Genomic DNA, 19863 nt, shown 5'->3' with positions numbered 1-19863 from the left:
CCCTCCGCCTATGGGTGGCGCCTCAGCCGGTCAGTCTGTCATCCAGCGAGCCCGAAAAAGCGCTCTGCGGTCGTCCGGGTGGTCTCGGCCAGGGCGGCCGGCGTCTCGTCGCGCAGTGCCGCCACCGCGCGCAGGATGTGCGGCAGGAATGCCGGCTCGTTGCGCCCGTCCCGGGGGCGCGGCTCGAGGTCGCGGGGCAGCAGGAAGGGAGCGTCGGTCTCGATCATGAGGCGGTCGGCGGGAATATCGGCAACGCACTCGCGCAGCGCCCCGCCCCGGCGCTCGTCGCAGACCCAGCCCGTCACCCCGATATGCAGGTCGAGATCGAGGCAGGCGTGTAGCAGCGTCTGATCGCCGGTAAAGCAGTGCAGCACTGCGCCGCACAGGCGCTGGCGATGGGCGCGGAGGATGGCGAGAAAGCGCTCGGCCGCATCGCGCTGATGGAGGAACACCGGGCGCCCGGTCTCCGCCGCCAGATCCAGCTGCGCCTCGAACGCCGCCTCCTGGGCAGGCCGTGGCGAGAAGTCGCGGAAGAAGTCGAGCCCCGTCTCGCCCACCGCCACCGCCTGCGGCGCGGCCAGCAGCCGTCGCAGTGCGGCTTCGGTATCGCCATCCCAGTCCGCGGCGTGATGCGGATGCACGCCGGCGGTTGCTGTCATCCGCCCGGGATGCAACTGCGCCAGCTCCAGGGCAGCCTGGCTGCCGGGGGCGTCCACACCCGTTAGCACCATGCGCGTCACGCCGGCATCGGCGGCGCGTTGGATCACGGCGTCGCGGTCGCGATGGAAGCGCTTGTGCGTGAGATTGACGCCGATGTCGATGAGCTCACTGGCTGGCACGCTGTCTCCTCCATAAGTGGTGACGGCGGTGAGGGTAGCAGGCGCTGCCGGCGGCTTGGTTGGCCTGCGGTATTCTGCTGCAATCGGGCTATCGCTAGCCGAGGAGGGCGCCATGCAGCCGCCGGAGGATTACGACCGCCTGCCCATGGACTGGGTCGGGGACTGGGCCGGCCGCCGGCGACGCCTGTCCCCCCACCGCGAGGCGCTGGTGGACGCCACCGACGGCGGCCGCTGGACCTACGCGGAGCTGGACGACCGCGCCGAGCGGGTCGGCCGCTGGCTCACGGAGGGCCTCGGCCTCGAGCCGGGGGATCCGGTCTGCGTCATCAGCCGCAACCGCGTCGAGCCCGTGGACCTGTACCTCGCCTGCGGCAAGACCGGTGTCGTGCTGGCGCCGCTCAGCCACCGCCTGCGGCCGCGGGAGCTGAACGAGCTGCTCCGTCGCATCCAGCCGCGGGTACTTTGCTACGAGGATGCCTTCAGCGAGCTGGTGGCGGACCTGGTGCTGCCGCCGAGCGTGATGCGCAGCGTGGCCTTCGGCCCCACGGCGAGCGCCTGGGAGGAGGAGGTCCTGGCGACGCCGGCGGCGCCGGTGAACGTCGCCCTGCCGATGGCGGCGCCCTATCTCTATATCCATACCGGCGGCAGCACCGCCACGCCGAAGGTCTGCATCGTGCCGCACCGGCAGATGGTGTGGAACTCCGTGGAGCTGGTGCTGGCCGCGCCGGAGGGGCTCGCCCAACGGCGCGAGCTGCTGTTCTTCCCCCTGTTCCACATCGGCGGCTGGAACACGCTCACGCCGATTCTTCACGCCGGCGGGCGGGTGGTCCTGATACGCGAGTTCGACCCCGCCGAGGCCCTGGCGGTGATCGGGCGCGAAGGCATCAACCACTTCGGCGGCGTCGAGGCGATGCTGAAGATGATGGCGGGTTCGCCGGCCTTCGCCGAGGCCGATCTCTCGAGTCTCGAGGCCATCACCACTGCCGGCGCCCCCTGCAGCGCCGCGGCCATGGCGCCGTTCTGGGACCGCGGCATCGCCGTCAGCCAGTCCTACGGGCAGACCGAGGCCGGGCCCTCGAACTTCATCAACGGCCGCCTGGACGCCGACCTGGACACCCTGCGCGCGCACCATGACAGCATCGGCACCAGTTTCTTCCACTGCGACTACCGCATCGTCGACCCCGCGCAGGAGACCCCCGTGCCCACCGGCGAGACCGGTGTCCTCCTGCTGCGGAGCCCCCACGGCTTCGATGGCTACCTTCGGCAGCCCGAGCGCACCGACGAGGTGTTCCGGTCCGGTGGCTGGATCCGCACCGGTGACCTGGCCCGAGAGGATGCCGAAGGCTACGTGACCATCGTCGGTCGCGAGGACAATCTCATCCTCTCCGGCGGCGAGAATGTCTCCCCGGAGGAGATCGAATCCGTACTGCTGGGGCATCCGGCGGTGTCCGCGGCGGTGGCCTTTGGGGTGTCGGACGAACGCTGGGGCGAGGCGCCGGTGGTACTCGTGGTGGCGGAGGGCGAGGGCGGCGATCCGGAGGCCCTCCGGGGCTGGCTGCGGGAGCGCCTCGCCGGCTTCAAGCAGCCGCGGGAGATCCGCGCCGTGGCTGAGGTGCCGCTCACCGGTGCCGGCAAGCCCGACCGCAACGCCGCCCGCGCCAGTTACCAGGCAATGCAGGGGAACGACGCATGACACCGGCACGCATCCTGATCATGGCGGGCTCGGATTCCGGCGGCGGTGCCGGCATCCAGGCCGACATCAAGGCGGTGACCGCCCTCGGCGGCTTCGCCATGGCCGCGATCACCGCGCTCACGGCGCAGAATACCCGTGGCGTGCAGGACGTCATGGGGGTGCCCACCGCCTTCATCGAGCGCCAGATGGCGGCGGTGCTGGAGGACATCGGCGCCGACTGCCTCAAGACCGGCATGCTGCACGACGTGGACGTGATCGAGACCGTCGCCGGCGCGCTGGAGCGGCTGGCGCCGGGCACGCCGCTGGTGCTGGACCCGGTGATGGTCGCCCAGAGCGGCGACCGGCTGATCCGCGAGGAAGCGGTCGCCACGCTGCGAGAGCGGCTGCTGCCCAGGGCAACGCTGCTTACCCCGAACGCGCCGGAGGCCGAGGTGCTGCTCGGGGAGCGGTTGCCGGATGTCACGGCATTGTGCGAGGCGGCTGAGGCCCTGCGTGGCCTGGGGGCCGACGCGGTGCTGGTGAAGGGCGGCCATCTGGCCGGCGAGACCGTCGTGGACGTGCTTGCCACGGCTGCCGGCACGATCCGCCTGGAGCATCCGCGTATCGCCACCCGCTGCGACCACGGCACCGGCTGTACCCTGGCCTCGGCTATTGCCGAGGGTATCGGCCGTGGCCTGCCGCTGGAGGCCGCCGTCCGGCGCGGACGCGCCTATCTGCAGCGGGCGCTGGAGACGGCCACGCCGCTCGGCGGCGGGCACGGGCCGGTGAACCACGGCCACACCGTGCAGCCGTTCCAGGTGTGAACGGCGCTCAAGGCCCGAGGGCCCTGAAGCTGGCATAATGGGAACAGCTTTCAGCAACGCCGGAGCCGTTGCCGACGATGATCCGTCTCTCCGCCAAAAGCCGCTATGCCGTCAGTGCGCTGCTGCACCTCGCGATCCACAACGAGGCGGGGGCGGTGCCCCTGGCGGAGGTCTCGGTCTGCCAGGGCATCTCCATGTCCTATATCGATCAGATCTTCACCCGGCTGCGGCGCGCGCGCCTGGTCCAGGGAACGCCGGGCCCCGGCGGCGGCTATCGTCTGGCGCGCCCGCCGGAGACCATCTCAGTGGGCGAGGTGATCGAGCTGATGGAGAGCGATCGCCGCCGCCGCGCTCCGGGCTCGGCGCTGGACGAGGTGCTCTGGAGCGGCCTCACCGCCGAGATCGAGCGCTTCCTGCGCGGCATCACCCTGGCTGATTTCGTCGACCGGCCGCAGATCCGTGAGGCCCTGGCGCGCCAGTACGCCGGCGAGCACTGGCGCTGCGACGTCTGCGGCGCACTGGCCAGCCGCGGACCGGTCCAGGCCAGCCAGGGGCGATGACCTACGTCGTCACCGAACCCTGCATCCGCTGCCGCTACACGGACTGCGTCGAGGTCTGCCCGGTGGACTGCTTCCACGGCGGCCCGAACTTCCTCGTCATCGACCCCGAGGAGTGCATCGACTGCGCCGTCTGCGTCCCCGAGTGCCCGGTGGACGCCATCGTCCCCGACGACGGCATCCCCGAAGGCCAGGAGGAATTCCTCGCCCTCAACGCCCGCCTGGCCCGCCAGTGGCCGGTCATCAAGGCCCGGGAGGCGCCGCCGGAGGATGCGGATGAGTGGGCGGAGGTGGACGGGAAGAAAGCGCTTCTTAAAGAAGCGCTTTAGTTCAAAGTTTCAAGTCCAAGGTCAAAGTGAAGCGCCGGATCGGGCACCAGGTCTCCCCGTACTTTGAACTTTGAACTTGCAGCTTTGAACTCGAAGCCTACGTGCGCCGCACCTACGGCGCTTCGGCGCCGTAGGTGCGGCGCACGTAGGCTTCGACGATCTCCTTGAACTCGTCCGCGATGTTCTCCCCCTTGAGCGTCACGGTCTTCTCGCCGTCCACGTAGACGGGGGCCACCGGCTTCTCGCCGGTGCCGGGGAGGCTGATGCCGATGTTGGCCTGGCGGCTCTCGCCGGGGCCGTTCACCACGCAGCCCATGACGGCGAGGGTCATGTTCTCCACGCCCGGGTAATGCTCGCGCCATTGCGGCATGCGCTCGCGCACGTGGGCCTGGATGTCGCCGGCGAGTTTCTGGAAAAAGGTGCTGGTGGTGCGGCCACAACCGGGGCAGGCGGCCACCATCGGCGTGAAGGCGCGCAGGCCCATGGTCTGCAGGATCTCCTGCGCCACCACCACCTCCTCGGTGCGGGCGCCCCCGGGCTCCGGCGTGAGCGAGATGCGGATGGTGTCGCCGATGCCCTCCTGCAGCAGCACGGCCAGCGCCGCCGTGGAGGCGACGATGCCCTTCGAGCCCATGCCGGCCTCGGTCAGGCCCAGGTGCAGCGGGTACTCGCAGCGCCCGGCCAGATCCCGGTATACCGAGATCAGGTCCTGCACGCCGCTCATCTTGCAGGAGAGGATGATCCGCTCGCGCGGCAGGCCAAGCGCCTCGGCCTTTTCCGCGCTCTCCAGCGCCGAGCGCACCACCGCTGCCTTCATCACCGCCTCCGGCGGCTGCGGCGTGGCCAGGCGGGCATTGTCGTCCATCATGCGCGCCAGCAGCTCCTGGTCGAGACTGCCCCAGTTGACGCCGATGCGCACCGGGCGGTCGAGATCGCGGGCGATCTCGATCAGCTCGGCAAATTGTGGGTCGCGCCGCTTGCCCTTGCCGACGTTGCCCGGGTTGATGCGCAGCTTTGCCAGCGCCTCGGCACACCGGGGGTGGGCGCGCAGCAGCTTGTGGCCGTTGAAGTGGAAATCCCCCACCAGCGGCACGCTGACGCCCATGTCGTCCAGGCGCTGGCGGATGGCGGGTACGGCCGCTGCCGCCTCCTCGCTGTTGACCGTGATGCGCACGATCTCGGAGCCCGCCCGGGCGAGATCGGCCACCTGGATGGCGGTGCGCACCTCGTCGGCCGTGTCGGTGTTGGTCATGGACTGGACGACGATGGGGGCATCGCCGCCCACCGTGACGTCGCCCACCGGGACCGGCACACTGTGCCGACGCTGGTAACCGGGAATATCTGTCATGGCTCCTGCGGGGCTGCTGCCGAGGCGGTTCGCCTGTGCACGCTCGATGATAAAGCATCCACCCGGCGGCTTCAGCCGTGGACTCGCCGTAATCGGGCTGACACTGCTGCTCGCCGGCTGTGCCGCCCTGAAGACCCCGCCGCCGGAAGATGCGGCGACGGCAGGGGAGGTCCGTGCAGAGGCCGACGCCGCCTACGCGGCGGAGGACTGGGAGCGCGCGGCCGCGCGTTACCGCGGCTATCTCGCCCTGGAGGGCACGGACGCCGAGGCGTGGTACCGGCTCGGCAATGCCGAGGCGCGGCGGGGCGAGCTGGAAGAGGCCGAGGCCGCCTTGCGGCGCAGCCTCGAGCTCGCCCCCGAGCGCGCCGAGGCGCGGCATAATCTCGGCCTGGTCCAGTTGCAGCTGGGACGGCGCAATCTGCTCGCCGCCCGCCGCGAGCTGCCGGCGGCAGACGCCACGGCCACGCAGACCGTGCGCTATCTCGCCTGCCTGATGGCGCTGTTTCGTGGCCGACCGGACTGCTAGCCCGGATAGCTCACCGATTTGCGAAGCGAGGGCGTGGAGATGGCGGGCAGGACAAGGCGCGGGAGAGTCCGGGCGCGCAGGCGTACTCGACAGTACGTCGAGCACCCGGGCCGAGCGCAACGCCGGCCTGCCCGCCAGATCCGCGGCCGCAGCCGCGAATCGGTGAGCTATCCGGGCTAACTGCCATCCGCCATGGAGGACGTGCAATGAGCGACGCCGGTCCGGCCCTGGAGCGGCTGCTCGGGATCATGGCGCACCTGCGCGACCCCGAGCATGGCTGCCCGTGGGATCTGCAGCAGAGTTTTCGCACCATCGTGCCGCACACGCTGGAGGAGGCCTACGAGGTGGCCGACGCCATCGAGCGGGACGCCCTGGACGAGCTCCCCGGCGAGCTCGGGGATCTCCTCTTCCAGGTGGTGTTCTATGCCCAGCTCGGCCGCGAGCAGGGCCTGTTCGACTTCGCCGGCATCACCGAGGCGATCGCCGACAAGATCGTACGCCGCCACCCGCATGTCTTCGGCGACGGCGGACGGACCGACAGCGCCGGGCAGCGCCGCACCTGGGAGGCCATCAAGGCCACCGAGCGGGCCGAGCGGGCCGGCCGGGCCACCAGCCAGATGGACGACGTGCCGGTTGCGCTGCCGGCTCTGAGCCGCGCGGAGAAGCTGCAGCGCCGGGCGGCCCGGGTCGGGTTCGACTGGACGTCGCGCGAGCCGGTTATGGGCAAGGTGCATGAGGAGCTGGCCGAGCTCGAGGCGGCGGCTGCCACGGGATCCCGCGCCGATGTGCACGAGGAAATGGGCGACCTGCTGTTCGCCTGCGCCAATCTCGCCCGCCATCTCGGCGTGGACGCCGAGCAGGCCCTGCGCGACGCCAACGGCAAATTCGAGCGGCGCTTCCGCGGCCTGGAGGCGGAGCTCGCCCGCCAGGGGGCGAGTGCCGAGGCGGTGGATTTCGAGCGGCTGGAGTCGGCCTATCAGGTGGCCAAGGCGGCGGACAAGGACGGCGAGTAGCCTGCATTTCGTATCGCGGCACGGTTTCCCTGATGCGTAAGGCCGAAGTAACATGCCGGCCGAATCCGCCAGAGAGTACACAGCGTCAATGGCACGCGAGACCGAAGGCAGCTCCATTCAGGTGATCCAGCGGATGGCGTCGCTGCTCGACCGCCTGGCGGCGGCGGACGGCCCGGTCAGCCTGAAACTGCTCTCCGCGGAGACCGGGCTGCACGCCTCCACGGCGCACCGTATCCTCAATACGCTGCTCGACATCGGCTACGTCGAGCGGACCCGGGCCGGCCATTACCAGCTCGGCGTGCGGCTGCTGCAGCTCGGCAACCGCGTGCAGATGCACGTGGACCTGCGTCGGGAGGCGCTGCCGGTGATGGAGTCCCTGCGTGATCTCGTTGGCGAGACGGTGAACCTCACCGTGCGCGAGGGGGACGAGGTCGTCTACATCGAGCGGGTATCCGGTACCCGCAACATGCGCGTGGAGCTGGTCATCGGTGGTCGGGCGCCGCTGCACGTCACCGCCGTCGGCAAGATGTTCCTGGCCGAAGAGGGCGCCGCCGGCGTGCGCGAATACATCGCCAGGACCGGGCTCGAGCCATTCACCGCCAACTCGGTGACCTCCCCCGACACACTCATGGCCCAGGTCCAGGCCGCGGCGCGGGAGGGCTACGCCCGCGACGAGGAGGAGACCGAAGACGGTGTCGCCTGCCTGGGTGTGGCGGTGCGCGATGGCACCGGTCGCGTGGTCGCCGGGCTCTCCATCTCGGCCCCCGCCGACCGCCTGCGCACCGACTGGGTCGGCGCCCTCCAGGCCGCCGGCCTGCGCCTGTCCGAGCGCCTCGGCTATTACGCCCGCGAGGCTGCCGACGGGTAGCCGACTTTTCGGAACTCTGCACCCAACACAACGACACGACGGACACAACGAGGCACAACGTCAGAAGAAACAATGCTTTCGTTGTGTAACGTTGTGCTCGTTGTGTCGTTGTGTTCAATCTCAAGCATTCGTCGAGTCCGCGGCGGTTGGAGCGCCCAGCGAGGCAGGCGAGGGCTGCTTCCCGGGGCACGCTGCAGAGCGCGGCCGCCTGGTTGAACTTTCCGGTCGCAGTCGCCAGTCCGTAGTCTGTGGGCTGATTTGATCGTGTAAACACGGAGGCCTTATGAGCCTGAGCGAGAAGAGCTGCACCCCCTGCCGCGGCGGCATCGACCCGATGACCCGGCAGGAGGCCGAACGCTACCTGCGCGACGTGCCCGGCTGGGAGCTGAGCGACGACGCCACGCGCATCCGCCGGTCTTTCAAGTTCAAGAACTTCGCCGCTGCCCAGGCGTTCGTGAACCAGGTGGGCGAGCTGGCCGAGCAGGAACAGCACCACCCCGAGATCAGCTTCGGCTGGGGCCACGCCGAGGTCGAGATCTGGACCCACGCCATCGGCGGCCTGCACGAAAACGACTTCATCCTCGCGGCGAAGATCAACGAGGCTACGTAAATCTGAAAGGGGATAACCGCGAAGACGCGAAGAGCGCCAAGAGGAGAGCGGAAAGGTTTATGTTTGGCGGGTTGGTCGAAGATAGTGGCATGCAGTAGGAAAGCGGCATAGCGCTTTGTAAGTGCTCGCCTTCCACCGGTTTATCTCCGCGTCCTTGGCGTCTTTGCGGTTGTCTCCTGTCCCGGTCGTCAGGTCGCCTCACGGGTCCAGGTGCCCGAGCGGCCGCCGGCTTTGTGGTCCAGGCGGACCGCCTCGATGGTCATGCCGCGGTCCAGGGCCTTGCACATGTCGTAGACCGTGAGCAGGGCCACCTGCACCGCGGTCAGGGCCTCCATCTCGACGCCGGTGCGCTCGCGGGTCTCGGCGCGGGCCTCGCAGCGGACCCCGCCGGCGGCCTCGTCCGGGGTCAGCGCGACCTCGATATGGGTCAGGGCCAGCGGATGGCACAGCGGGACCAGCTCGCTGGTGCGCTTGGCGGCCATCAGCCCCGCGATGCGGGCGACGGCGAGGGCATCCCCCTTTTTCAGGTCGCCGGCGCGCAGCGCGGCCAGCGTCTCCGGCGCCATGGTGATGCGCCCACTGGCGATGGCCACGCGATGGGTGCGGGCCTTGTCGCCCACGTCCACCACGTGGGCCTCGCCGCGCTCATTGATATGCGTGAGCTCGCTCATGCCTGGCCTCCCTCAGAGACGTTCCCGTACCGCCGCCTTGTAGGCCACCACCCGGGCCGTGTTGGCCCCGAGATCCGCCGTGCCGAGGCGCGAGACCGAGTCCACCCAGAGCTCGGCGGCGCCGTCCTCCCCGGACCGTACGGAGACGGTGACGTCATCCTTGAAACCGAGCAGGGGGGTGCTCGCCACCGCCTGCAGGCGCCGCCGCTCGGGATTCTGGGCCACGATCCGCCAGCCCAGACTCTCCGCTGCCGCAACGGCGGCCTCGAATACCGCCTCCGGCGGGCGCCGGAACTCGGGCACGCGGCGCTCCGGATAGGCGGAGTAGGGGTCGCTGCGGACCTCGTTGCTGGTGAGATAGGTCACCAGCCGCTGGGGCAGGCCAGGGCTGCTCATGAGCGGCGGCTGGTTCCAGGCGATGGTGGCGAACGGGGCCACCAGCGCGATGATGAGGAGGACGAGAAGCAGCCTGCGCATGGGGCTACCAGTCCACCGGTTCGCCGCGACGCAGGAAACGCCCGCTCGGGCCGTCGTCCGGGAGCAGCGCCGCCTCCACCACCCAGCCGGCGGCCTCGTCCACCGGGGTAGGTGCCTGGCTGCCGCCCATCCGGGTCTGCACCCAGCCCGGGTCCACGGCGTTGACGAGGATGTTCTCGTCCCGTGTCTCGGCGGCGAACTGGCAGGTAATGGCGTTCAGCGTCGCCTTGGACAGGCGATAGGCCGGGTAGCCGCGCCCCATGCGCGCCAGCTGGCCGTAGCCGGATGAGATGTTGACGATGCGGCCGTAGTCGTTGCGCCGCATCAGCGGCAGCAGCAGCTGCGTCAGCCGCAGGGGCCCAAGGGCGTTGGTGGCGAGGGCACGCTCCAGCATCTCCCGCGGCACTTCCAGCAGGCCCGGATCACCGTTGCGGGACTCGCGCTCGGGGAAGATGCCGGCGTTGTTCACGAGCACGTCCACGCGGCCCCGCGCCTCGGCGACGCTGTCCCGCAGGCGCAGCAGGCTGTCCTCGCGATCCAGGTCCAGGGGCTGCAGCGAGACGTCCAGACCCTCGGCCTGGAGCTTGTCTACCGCTGCCTTGCCCTGCAGGCCGTCGCGGCTGGTGAGGACCACGTGCAGGCCGTTGCCCGCCAGCCGGCGGCTGACGGCAAAACCGAGGCCGCGGTTCGCCCCGGTGACGATGGCAACGCGTTGCGCCTCGTTCATAGGCGGTAATCAGCCTCCGTCGCGAAGGGAGTAGCGGTCGCGCACGCCAAGCTCGTCGTCGAACTCGTAGACGAGCGGATCACCGGTGGCGATCTCGACACCGGTGATGGCTTCGTCGGAGAGGCCATCCAGGTGTTTGACCAGGGCCCGCAGACTGTTGCCGTGCGCGGCGACGAGCACGCTGTCATGCTCGCCCACCGCCGGCTGGATCACGCTCTCCCAGTAGGGCAGCACCCGTTCCAGTGTGCTCTCCAGGGACTCCGTGGCCGGGAGCACGGCAGGGTCGAGGCCGGCGTAGCGCGGGTCGAACCGTGGGTGGCGCGGATCCTCGTCGCCGAGAGGCGGCGGCGGGGTGTCGTAGCTGCGGCGCCAGACGTGGACCTGGCGCTCACCGTACTCCGCGGCGGTCTCGGCCTTGTTGAGGCCGGTGAGGGCCCCGTAGTGCCGCTCGTTCAGCCGCCAGTCCTTGATCATCGGGATCCACAGCCGCTGCAGCTCGTCCAGGGCCATCCAGCAGGTGCGGATCGCCCGTGTGAGCACGGAGGTGAAGGCGATGTCCGGCGCAAGGCCGTGGCGGGCCATGAGGCGGCCGGCTTCGGTGGCCTCCTCACGGCCGCGCTCGCTCAGGTCGACGTCATGCCAGCCGGTGAAACGGTTCTCCAGGTTCCAGACGCTCTGGCCGTGGCGCAGCAGCACGAGTCGCTTCATCTTCCTCAGGGGCCTCCGCTCGATGGTTCGGCCCGATACTCTAGCAGGCCGGCCGCCGGCTTGGCGTCCGCAGCCATGAATCGGTGAGCGGCGGGGTTTGCTCGCGAATGCCATGCCTGGCGGAAGCGCTATGCGGGTGCCGGCGCGTGGGTTACGGTTTCTCCTGCTTTGGCCCGAACGGGCCGTCCGCAGACGCAGGCGAGGGGCATCGTTGGCAACCGAGATCGAGCGCAAGTTCCTGGTGGTGGATGATTCCTGGCGGGCGGACGCGGATGGTGGTGTGCGCTACCGCCAGGGCTATCTCGCCGGCAGTGCCGAGTGCAGCGTGCGGGTGCGCGCGGCGGCGGAGGGCGCGTGGCTCAACATCAAAGGGGCCACGCTCGGGGCGAGCCGGCAGGAATTCGAGTACCCGGTGCCACTGGCGGACGCGGCGGCGATGCTGCAGGGCCTCTGCGGCGAGCGGGTGCTGGAGAAGGTGCGCTACCACGTTCCGTACGCCGGCCATGTGTGGGAAGTGGACTGCTTCGAGGGCGCCAACGCTGGGCTGGTGGTGGCGGAGCTCGAGCTCGCCGCGGTGGATGAGCCGTTCCAGCGCCCGCCCTGGGCCGGCCGGGAGGTCACCGACCAGTGGCGTTACTACAACGCGCGTCTGGTGAGCCACCCTTACCGCGACTGGAGCGAGTCGGAGCGCAGGGGCGATGCCGACTGAGCCCGCCGGCCTCTGGCTGCGCGTCTCGCTGCCCTCGCAACGGCTCGAGCTGCGACGGGGCGAGGCGGTCGAGGCCGTGTGGCCCGTGTCCACTGGCGCGCGGGGGGCGGACGAACGCAGCGGCAGCGGCGGCACGCCCCGAGGCTGGCATGTGGTGCGCGCCCGCATCGGCGACGCGGCCCCCGCCGGAACCGTGTTCGTCGGCCGCCGGCCGACCGGGGAGATCTACAGCCCGGCCCTGGCCGCCGCCCATCCCGGCCGGGACTGGATCCTCTCGCGGATCCTCTGGCTGAGCGGCGCTGAACCCGGCCGGAACCGGCTCGGCGACCGTGACACCATGCGTCGCTACATCTACATCCACGGCGCGCCGGACGAGCTGCCCTTCGGCGTGCCGGACTCCCACGGCTGCGTGCGCATGCGCAACGTCGACGTCATCGCGCTGTTCGAGCGCACCCCGGTGGGCACCCCGGTGCTGATCGAGGAGCGGCCGTGACCCTCGGGCCGGTGATGCTCGGCATCGACGGCACCACGCTTACCGGCGAGGAGCGGCAGCGCCTGCGCCATCCCGCCGTGGGCGGGGTCATTCTGTTCACGCGCAACTTCAGAGATCCAGCGCAGGTCACTGCGTTGATTGAGGATATTCATGACCTGCGCGACCCGCCGCTGCTCGTGGCGGTGGATCAGGAGGGCGGGCGCGTGCAGCGGTTCCGGCAGGGCCTCACGGAGCTGCCACCGCCGCGGCGCTACGGCGAGGAGTATGACCACTGTGCAGCGGCAGGGGTCGCGGCGACGGAGCAGGGCGCCTGGCTGCTCGCTGCCGAGCTGCGGGCGCTGGGGGTGGACCTCACCTTCGCGCCGCTGCTGGATCTCGACCGCGGCATCAGCGGCGTCATCGGTGACCGGGCTCTGCATGCCGACCCGGAGGTAGTGACCCGCCTGGGCCTGGCCTGGCAGCGGGGCGTTCGACGGGCAGGCATGGCGGCCGTCGGCAAGCACTACCCCGGCCACGGCGGCGTGGCCCCGGACTCGCATGTCGAGCTCCCGGTGGACGGCCGTGGCCTCGCCGACCTCCGCGCCGAGGACGAGGTGCCGTTCCGGCGGCTGATCGACAACGACCTGGCCGGCGTGATGATGGCGCACGTGGTCTATTCGGCAGTGGACGGAACACCCGCCGGGTTCTCCCGACGCTGGGTGAGCGGCGAGCTCCGCGGCGAGCTCGGCTTCCAGGGGGCGGTCTTCAGTGACGACCTCGGCATGGCCGCCGCTGCCGGCGCGGGCGACCTCGGCGCGCGTGCCCTTGCTGCGCTGGCTGCCGGCTGCGACATGGTGCTGGTCTGCAATGAGGGACGGGCGGCTGATGCCGTGCTGGCGGCGGTGGAGGGGCCGCGCCCGGCCTCGGCGCTGCGGCTCGCGCGGTTGCGCGGCCGCGGCGGGCGCGAGAGCCTCGAGGCGCTACGGGCGCAGCCCGCCTGGCAGGCCGCCGCCCATCTGCTGGCCGAGCTGGAGCGCGGCCGCTCCGGCGAGCTGGAAGTCTAGGAGTCTGCGCCGCAGAACGTCTCCCGGCTGCGGCGCAGACTCCTGGCCCGCATATCTCACCGATTCACGGCTGCGGGCAAGCCCGGCGCCCCCGAGGCGCTCGGCTCTGTATAATCCGGCGCCCCGAGACAGCCGGCGAGAGGGGCAGTGACAGCCATGGCGAACAAGCTGATGGTGGTAGTGGTCAACACCGATCCCGAGAGCGGCCCGGACTTGATGGAGCCGCTCACGCAGGCGCATGCCGCCGCATCCATGGAGTATGACGCGGAGGTGATCCTCGGCGGGCGGGCCGGGCGCCTGGCCCTGCGCGGGGTGGCCGAGCAGGTGCCGCTGCGGGGGGCGACGGGGCGCAGCGTGCTCGATCTCCTGCGCGAGGCCCACGCCGCCGGCGTGGTGTTCAAGGTGGCCGCCGAGGTGACCGAGCGCCTCGGCGACGACCTCATCGCCGAGATCAACGAGCGCGTTGGCAGCGCCTACATCGTCAGCGAGGCGATGGACGACGACACCGTCACCTTTACCTACTGAACCGCGCGCAGCGCCGAACAGCGGACGACGCGATCATGCAGACGCCAGTACTTACCGCGGAGCAGCTCGATGCCGTGCTCGCCCGTGCCGAACCGCTGCACGATGCCAGCGCCATCGAGCACGCCCTGGAGCGCATGGCCGCCGCCATCGAGGAGCGGCTCGCCGGCAGCAATCCGGTGGTGCTCGGGGTGATGACCGGCGCCATCGTGCCGCTGGGCCGCCTGCTGCCGCAGCTCGGCTTTGCCCTGGAGGTGGACTACATCCACGCCACCCGCTACCACGGCTCCACGGTGGGCCGCGATCTGGTCTGGCTCGCGCGCCCGCAGACGCCGCTGCGCGGCCGCACCGTGCTGGTGGTGGATGACATCCTCGACGAGGGCCACACCCTCGCCGGCATCGTGCAGGAGTGCCGGGACGAGGGCGCCGAGGCGGTGTTTACGGCGGTGCTGGTGGACAAGCCCAATGTCCGGCGCGTGCCCGGCCTTGCGGCGGATTTCAGCGGCCTCGAGGTGCCGGACCGCTACGTCTTCGGAGCCGGCATGGACTACCGTGGCTACCTGCGCAACGTGGACGGCATTTATGCCGCCCATCGGGACGACGAGGGCTGAGAATGACGCTCGCGATCATCGGCGGCACCGGGCTGACGCGCCTGCGCGGGCTGGAGATCGCCCGCCGGGAGATGGTGCATACCCCCTACGGCGAGGCCTCGGGGCCGATCACCCATGGCCAGCTCTACGGCCGGCCGGTGATGTTCCTCGCCCGCCACGGCTACGGGCACACCATCCCGCCGCATCAGGTGAACTTCCGCGCCAACCTCTGGGCGCTGCAGCAGGCCGGCGCCGAGCGGGTGCTGGCGGTGGCCGCCGTCGGCGGCATTGCGGAGGATCTGCATCCGGGCCGGCTTGCCTTCCCGGACCAGATCATCGACTACACCCACGGCCGCGACCACACCTTCTTCGACAGGGATCTGGCCGAGGTGGTGCACGTCGACTTCACGCACCCCTATGACGCGGATCTGCGGGCGCGTCTGCAGGCCGCAGCCGACGCTGCAGGCATCGACGCCCGGCCGAACGGCTGCTACGGCGCCACCCAGGGCCCCCGCCTGGAGACCGCGGCGGAGATCCGCCGCATGGCACGCGATGGCTGCGACATGGTCGGCATGACCGGCATGCCGGAGGCGGGCCTCGCCCGGGAGCTGGAGCTCCCCTACGCGACCTGCGCCGTCACCGCCAACTGGGCCGCCGGCCTGCACGGCCAGGCGGAGGTCTCGATGGCGGACATCGAGGAGAACCTGCGCACGGGGATCGACCGGGTTCGCGCCCTGCTCGGGAGCCTTATTCCTGCGCTCTAGCCCGCATTGCTCACCGATTCGCGGCGGGGGCGCCGCTCGCACAGGACTGGAATCAGCCTCGGCGGGTGGAGGCGGCCCATCCCCGGCCCGGGCACGGCGCTGGATCCTCTCCCGAATCGACCGCCTGATGGCGGTATGCCGGCGTCCGCCCGCGACGGGGGCGGTCTACTCGTCCTCGAGGGGAATGGCGCGGACGATGACCCCTAGCACGGGGTGGTCGAGGTAGTGCAGCTCCTCGCTGCGCATGCGGCGGCTGACGGTCATGACCTGGAGCGCCGGATCGTAGTCGGGATCCGGGGCCAGCGCCTCGTCCAGGCGGACGCTTGCGGGGGGCTCGCCGGGGAGGCGATAGCGCAGGTCCGTCTCGAAGTGCAGGTAGCGCTCGCGGTACAGGCGCAGGGTGCCGTAGAGGGGCGTGTCCTGCGGGAGCAGGGCGAACGGTCCTGGGGCGTCCTCCCCGCTTCCCGCGCTCCCTTCGGTTGGCGAAGGGATGCGGAGCTGGAAGGGCAGGGGGACGTAGGGCGCCTCGGCCTGGCCGAGGCCGGGTTGTTCCCAGCCGGCGTGGACCAGCACCTGGAAGCCGGGCTGGCGCTCCAGGCGCCGGGCGACATCGCCGAGCTGGAGGGCGCCGGGCGCCAGCCGCGCAAAGGGGGTCTCGCCATCGGCGCCGCTGCGCAGGCTCTGCAGCGGGCGGCCGTCCGGCGGCGACGTGACCAGCGGCGGCGCCTCCAGTGCCTGCTCCGGCAGTGGCGGCTGGCGGAACACGATCACCTCGACGCGGTACCAGTCGAGCGCCTCCTCGCCTTCGGCGCCCGCTTCCGCCGTGGCCTCGGGATCCGCGGCCGCGTCCTGGGCGAACGCCAGTGACGGCATGGCCGCGAGCAGGAGAGCCGCCAGGGCTAGCCCGGATAGCCCACCGATTTGCGGCTGCGGGCGCGGATCTGGCGGGCAGGCCGGCGTTGCGCTCGGCCCGGGTGCTCGACGGTCGGCCGGCCGGGTCGCGTTCATGCGGCCTCCTTCTGCTCCAGGGCGTCCATGAGCTGGCTGACGACCCCGATGCGCTCGTCCGCCGCCTCGGTCTCGAGCCGGAAGCGCAGCCGCTCCTGACCCTCGAGACGATACACGGCGGGCTTTTCCTGAACCAGCTGCACCAGTGCCGCCGGATCCACCCGGGGCGTGTCGGAGAAGGTGAGCACACCGCCGCCGGGGCCGGCCTCGATACGCTCGAGGCCGAGGCGCTCGGCACGCAGGCGCAGCTCGGCAAGGCGGAACAGGTTGCGCGCCGGCTCCGGCAGCAGCCCGAAGCGGTCGATCATCTCCACCTGCAGCTCCCGCAGGGCGTTCTCGTCCGGCGCGCTGGCGATGCGCTTGTAGAGGACGAGGCGCGTGTGCACGTCCGGCAGGTATTCCTCCGGCAGCAGCGCGGGAATGCGCAGGTCCACCTCGGTGCCATGGTGCAGCGGGCGATCGAGGGCAGGCTCGCGGCCGGCACGCAGGTCGCGCACGGCGCGCTCCAGCAGCTCCGAGTACATGGAGAAGCCCACCTCCTGGATCTGGCCGCTCTGACCCTCGCCGAGCAGCTCGCCGGCACCGCGGATCTCCAGGTCGTGACTCGCCAGGGCGAAGCCGATGCCGAGGTCCTCGAGCGAGGCGATGGCCTCCAGCCGCTTGGCGGCGTCGGGCGTCAGCTGGCGTTTCGGTGGCGCCACCAGATAGGCGTAGGCGCGGTGGTGCGAGCGGCCGACACGCCCGCGCAGCTGATGCAGCTGGGCGAGGCCGAGGCGGTCCGCCCGATTGATGACGATGGTATTGGCGCTCGGGACGTCGATGCCGCTCTCGACGATGGTGGTGCAGACCAGCACGTTGAAGCGCTGGTGGTAGAAGTCGAGCATCACCCGCTCGAGCTCGCGCTCGCGCATCTGCCCGTGGGCGATGCGCACCCGCGCCTCCGGCACCAGCGCCTCCAGCTCCCGGGCGACGCGCTCGATGGTCTCGACATCGTTGTGCAGAAAGTACACCTGGCCGCCCCGATGGAGCTCGCGCAGGCAGGCCTCCCGGATGAGGGCGTCGTTCCACTGGTTGACGAAGGTCTTCACCGCCAGCCGCCGTGCCGGCGGCGTGGCGATGATGGACAGATCGCGCATGCCCGCCAGCGACATGTTCAGGGTGCGCGGAATCGGCGTGGCGGTGAGGGTAAGCACGTCCACGTTGGCGCGCAGGCGCTTCAGCGCCTCCTTCTGGCGCACGCCGAAGCGATGCTCCTCGTCGATGATGAGCAGCCCCAGGTTGTCGAACTTGACGCTGCCCTGGAGCAGCTTGTGGGTGCCGATGACGATGTCCACCTTGCCGGCGGCGAGGTCGCGCAGCACGGCGTTCTGCTCCTTCTGCGAGCGGAAGCGCGAGAGCAGCTCGATGCGCACCGGCCAGTCGGCGAAACGGTCGCTGAAGTTCTGATAGTGCTGCTGGGCGAGCAGGGTGGTGGGCACGAGCACCGCCACCTGACCGCCGGCCTGCACACCGACGAAGGCGGCGCGCATGGCCACCTCGGTCTTGCCGAAGCCGACGTCGCCGCAGACCACCCGGTCCATGGGCCGTTCCTGCTCGAGATCGCGGATCACGGCGTGGATGGCGGTCTCCTGGTCCGGCGTTTCCTCGAACGGGAACTGGGCCGCGAAGCGCTCGTACTCCTCCCGCGGAAACCGGTGCGCATGGCCCGACTGCGCCTCGCGCCGGGCGTAGATATCCAGCAGCTCCGCGGCGACATCCCGGGCGCGCTCCGCCGCCTTGCGCCTGGCCTTTTCCCACTGCTCGCCACCCAGTCGATGCAGCGGGGCGGCGTCGGAATCGGTGCCGGTGTAGCGGGTGATGAGGTGCAGCGAGGCGACCGGCACGTAGAGCTTGTCGCCGCCGGCGTACTCCAGGGTCAGGAACTCCGTGCGGACGTTGCCGACGTCCAGCGTCTGCAGCCCGCGGTAGCGGCCCACGCCATGGTTCTCGTGCACCACGGGGGCGCCCGGGTGCAGGTCGGTGAGATCGCGGATGATGGCGTCAGGGTCGCGCTCCGCGGTGCTCTGCCGGCGCCGCCGCTGCTTGGCACGCTCGGCGAAGAGCGCGGTATCCGGAACCACGGCGATGCCGTCGTCGGGCAGGCGGAAGCCCGCCTCCAGCGGCCCCACCGTGAGCCCGAGGGCGGGATCGCCCGCGGCGAAGGCCGCCCAGCCGCTGACGTCCTCGGGGCGCAGCCCCGCCTGTTGCAGACGCTCGCGCAGGGTCTCGCGCCGCCCCGCGGTCTCGGCGAGGAACAGCAGCCGCTCCGGAGCCTCGGCAGCGAAGGCCTCCAGCCGCCCGAGCGGGCGGGCGGCGCCAGGTTCGCTGCGCAGGTCGGGCAGCGTCGAGGTGGTGAAGGTCACCTCCCGGGCCTGCCCCGTGGGCTCGGCGTCCTCCGCCGGGATGCGCACCTGGGGCAGGCGGTTGAGGGCGCTGCGCACCTCGTCCGGCGACAGGTAGAGACGTTCCGGCGGGAGCAGGGGGCGCTCGCGGTCGTGCCGGCGCTGTTCGTAGCGCTCGGCGATCTGCTCCCAGTCGGCACCGAGCTGCTCGTCCACCGGTCCGGTGCGCACCGCCAGCGCGCCCTCGGGCAGGTAATCGAACAGCGTGCCGGTCTGCTCGAAGAACAGCGGCAGGTAGTACTCGATGCCGTTGGGCATGCGGCCGTCGCTGACGTCGCGATAGACCGTGCTGGCGGTGGGGTCGCCCTCGAAGGCGGCCCGGTACTGGCGCCGGAAGCGGGTAATGCCCTCCTCGCCGGTGGGGAACTCCCGCGCCGGCAGCAGCTCGATGCGGTCCACCTTCTGCGCGCTGCGCTGGGTCTCCGGGTCGAACAGCCGGATGCTGTCCACTTCGTCGTCGAACAGATCGATGCGGTAGGGCGTCTCGCTACCCATCGGGTAGAGGTCCAGCAGCGAGCCGCGCACCGCGAATTCGCCATGCTCCATGACCTCGGAGACGCAGCGGTAGCCTGCCCGCTCCAGGCGCTCGCGCATGGGCTCGAGGGCGAGGTGGTCACCCACGGCGACGCGCAGCACGGTGCCTTCCAGGAAGCTGCGCGGCGCGATGCGCTGCATCAGCGTGCCCGCCGGCACGATCAGCACGCCGCGGGTCAGGCCCGGCAGGTCATGCAGGGTGCGCAGGCGCTGGGAGATGATGTCCTGGTGCGGCGAGAAGACATCGTAGGGCAGCGTCTCCCAGTCCGGCATCACCTCCACCGGCAGGCGACCGTCCAGAAAGAAGCCGAGCTCGGCCTCCAGGTGCAGCGCCTGCTGACTGCTCGCCGCCACCGCGAGCACCAGTCCGGTATGCGCCTCGGCGGCACTCGCCAGCGCGAGGGCCTGTGCCGGCTCCGGCAGGCCGTACCAGTCCCGCCGCTCGCCGGGACTGCGGGGGATCGGGGGACGAAGAGGGCTCGCGGATTGATCGGCCATGCTGGGTGCTGTCAGCGCTCGGGGTGATGCCGGGGCAGGTACGCGGCCGGTCCGGCCGCGCCCGCGGAGTCTACCCAATGCGCGTGCGGCGT

General features: G+C 70.8%; 22 protein-coding genes. 14 read left to right on the top strand and 8 right to left on the bottom strand.

Annotated elements, in window-relative coordinates; all coding sequences use genetic code 11:
- Positions 1 to 38 precede the first annotated feature (38 nt).
- Positions 39 to 839 carry a TatD family hydrolase gene (locus LMH63_RS12300; RefSeq protein WP_229332582.1) on the bottom strand — a complete coding sequence of 267 codons (801 nt, stop codon included), beginning with the start codon at positions 837 to 839 and terminating at the stop codon, positions 39 to 41.
- 112 nt (positions 840 to 951) lie between these two features.
- Here LMH63_RS12300 and LMH63_RS12295 point away from each other — a divergent pair, with 112 nt between their 5' ends.
- From LMH63_RS12295 to fdxA, 4 genes are all read left to right on the top strand, one after another.
- Positions 952 to 2532 carry a class I adenylate-forming enzyme family protein gene (locus LMH63_RS12295; protein WP_109680015.1) on the top strand — a complete coding sequence of 527 codons (1581 nt, stop codon included), beginning with the start codon at positions 952 to 954 and terminating at the stop codon, positions 2530 to 2532.
- Entirely contained in the window at positions 2529 to 3335 is an 807-nt protein-coding gene (gene thiD, locus LMH63_RS12290; RefSeq protein ID WP_109680016.1) for a bifunctional hydroxymethylpyrimidine kinase/phosphomethylpyrimidine kinase, read from the top strand. The genes LMH63_RS12295 and thiD overlap by 4 nt, the downstream gene beginning before the upstream one ends.
- A 77-nt stretch (positions 3336 to 3412) precedes the next feature.
- Positions 3413 to 3895 (top strand): Rrf2 family transcriptional regulator, encoded by a 483-nt coding sequence (locus LMH63_RS12285; RefSeq protein ID WP_109680017.1) that lies wholly within the window; start codon positions 3413 to 3415, stop codon positions 3893 to 3895.
- Positions 3892 to 4221 (top strand): ferredoxin FdxA, encoded by a 330-nt coding sequence (gene fdxA, locus LMH63_RS12280; RefSeq protein WP_109680018.1) that lies wholly within the window; start codon positions 3892 to 3894, stop codon positions 4219 to 4221. The genes LMH63_RS12285 and fdxA overlap by 4 nt, the downstream gene beginning before the upstream one ends.
- Before the next feature lie 112 nt (positions 4222 to 4333).
- Here fdxA and ispG read toward each other — a convergent pair whose 3' ends face one another.
- Positions 4334 to 5569 carry a flavodoxin-dependent (E)-4-hydroxy-3-methylbut-2-enyl-diphosphate synthase gene (gene ispG, locus LMH63_RS12275; RefSeq protein WP_109678409.1) on the bottom strand — a complete coding sequence of 412 codons (1236 nt, stop codon included), beginning with the start codon at positions 5567 to 5569 and terminating at the stop codon, positions 4334 to 4336.
- Between the two features lie 46 nt (positions 5570 to 5615).
- Here ispG and LMH63_RS12270 point away from each other — a divergent pair, with 46 nt between their 5' ends.
- The 4 genes from LMH63_RS12270 (at position 5616) to LMH63_RS12255 (ending at position 8586) form a co-directional block, all read left to right on the top strand.
- Positions 5616 to 6095: a tetratricopeptide repeat protein gene (locus LMH63_RS12270; RefSeq protein WP_158280356.1), complete on the top strand. Its 480-nt coding sequence runs from the start codon at positions 5616 to 5618 to the stop codon at positions 6093 to 6095.
- Positions 6096 to 6301: 206 nt separating this feature from the next.
- On the top strand, positions 6302 to 7108 hold the full coding sequence (gene mazG, locus LMH63_RS12265) for a nucleoside triphosphate pyrophosphohydrolase (RefSeq protein ID WP_109678414.1): 807 nt from the start codon (positions 6302 to 6304) through the stop codon (positions 7106 to 7108).
- Between the two features lie 88 nt (positions 7109 to 7196).
- On the top strand, positions 7197 to 7976 hold the full coding sequence (locus LMH63_RS12260; protein ID WP_109678415.1) for an IclR family transcriptional regulator: 780 nt from the start codon (positions 7197 to 7199) through the stop codon (positions 7974 to 7976).
- A gap of 283 nt (positions 7977 to 8259) precedes the next feature.
- Positions 8260 to 8586 carry a 4a-hydroxytetrahydrobiopterin dehydratase gene (locus tag LMH63_RS12255; protein ID WP_109678417.1) on the top strand — a complete coding sequence of 109 codons (327 nt, stop codon included), beginning with the start codon at positions 8260 to 8262 and terminating at the stop codon, positions 8584 to 8586.
- Between the two features lie 188 nt (positions 8587 to 8774).
- Here the strand turns inward: LMH63_RS12255 and moaC are convergent, their stop codons facing one another.
- Genes moaC through gpmA form a run of 4 tightly spaced genes read right to left on the bottom strand, consistent with a single transcriptional unit; the run spans position 8775 to position 11169 of the window.
- A complete protein-coding gene (gene moaC, locus LMH63_RS12250; protein WP_109678419.1) occupies positions 8775 to 9257 on the bottom strand; it encodes a cyclic pyranopterin monophosphate synthase MoaC in 483 nt (160 codons plus the stop codon).
- A 12-nt stretch (positions 9258 to 9269) separates the two neighbouring features.
- Positions 9270 to 9734: a DUF1499 domain-containing protein gene (locus LMH63_RS12245; protein ID WP_109678421.1), complete on the bottom strand. Its 465-nt coding sequence runs from the start codon at positions 9732 to 9734 to the stop codon at positions 9270 to 9272.
- A gap of 4 nt (positions 9735 to 9738) precedes the next feature.
- Positions 9739 to 10461, bottom strand: a complete 723-nt coding sequence (locus tag LMH63_RS12240; protein ID WP_109678423.1) for an SDR family NAD(P)-dependent oxidoreductase — start codon at positions 10459 to 10461, stop codon at positions 9739 to 9741.
- Positions 10462 to 10470: 9 nt separating this feature from the next.
- Positions 10471 to 11169 carry a 2,3-diphosphoglycerate-dependent phosphoglycerate mutase gene (gene gpmA / locus LMH63_RS12235; RefSeq protein WP_109678425.1) on the bottom strand — a complete coding sequence of 233 codons (699 nt, stop codon included), beginning with the start codon at positions 11167 to 11169 and terminating at the stop codon, positions 10471 to 10473.
- Positions 11170 to 11380: 211 nt separating this feature from the next.
- On the opposite strand from gpmA, the gene LMH63_RS12230 reads away from it, so the two are divergent.
- The 6 genes from LMH63_RS12230 to LMH63_RS12205 all read left to right on the top strand — a co-directional run bounded on the left by LMH63_RS12230 (position 11381) and on the right by LMH63_RS12205 (position 15290).
- Entirely contained in the window at positions 11381 to 11878 is a 498-nt protein-coding gene (locus LMH63_RS12230; protein ID WP_109678427.1) for a CYTH domain-containing protein, read from the top strand.
- Positions 11868 to 12371, top strand: a complete 504-nt coding sequence (locus tag LMH63_RS12225) for a L,D-transpeptidase (RefSeq protein WP_109678429.1) — start codon at positions 11868 to 11870, stop codon at positions 12369 to 12371. The genes LMH63_RS12230 and LMH63_RS12225 overlap by 11 nt, the downstream gene beginning before the upstream one ends.
- Positions 12368 to 13414, top strand: coding sequence for a beta-N-acetylhexosaminidase (nagZ, locus tag LMH63_RS12220; protein ID WP_109678431.1), 1047 nt, complete (start codon positions 12368 to 12370; stop codon positions 13412 to 13414). The genes LMH63_RS12225 and nagZ overlap by 4 nt, the downstream gene beginning before the upstream one ends.
- 156 nt (positions 13415 to 13570) lie before the next feature.
- Positions 13571 to 13939, top strand: a complete 369-nt coding sequence (locus LMH63_RS12215; RefSeq protein WP_109678433.1) for a DsrE family protein — start codon at positions 13571 to 13573, stop codon at positions 13937 to 13939.
- Between the two features lie 35 nt (positions 13940 to 13974).
- On the top strand, positions 13975 to 14547 hold the full coding sequence (locus LMH63_RS12210) for a hypoxanthine-guanine phosphoribosyltransferase (RefSeq protein WP_109678435.1): 573 nt from the start codon (positions 13975 to 13977) through the stop codon (positions 14545 to 14547).
- Positions 14548 to 14549: 2 nt separating this feature from the next.
- Complete coding sequence (locus tag LMH63_RS12205) at positions 14550 to 15290, top strand: S-methyl-5'-thioinosine phosphorylase (RefSeq protein WP_109678437.1); 741 nt, start codon at positions 14550 to 14552, stop codon at positions 15288 to 15290.
- Positions 15291 to 15455: 165 nt separating this feature from the next.
- Here the strand turns inward: LMH63_RS12205 and LMH63_RS12200 are convergent, their stop codons facing one another.
- Both LMH63_RS12200 and mfd read right to left on the bottom strand, forming a co-directional pair.
- Positions 15456 to 16298: a CsiV family protein gene (locus LMH63_RS12200; protein ID WP_109678439.1), complete on the bottom strand. Its 843-nt coding sequence runs from the start codon at positions 16296 to 16298 to the stop codon at positions 15456 to 15458.
- Positions 16295 to 19771 (bottom strand): transcription-repair coupling factor, encoded by a 3477-nt coding sequence (gene mfd / locus LMH63_RS12195; protein WP_109678441.1) that lies wholly within the window; start codon positions 19769 to 19771, stop codon positions 16295 to 16297. Before mfd ends, LMH63_RS12200 begins: the two co-directional genes overlap by 4 nt.
- Positions 19772 to 19863: the final 92 nt, after the last annotated feature.

It is taken from the genome of Spiribacter halobius (genome assembly GCF_020883455.1).
Lineage (GTDB): Bacteria > Pseudomonadota > Gammaproteobacteria > Nitrococcales > Nitrococcaceae > Sediminicurvatus > Sediminicurvatus halobius.
This window is presented reverse-complemented; position numbering and strand designations above follow the sequence as displayed.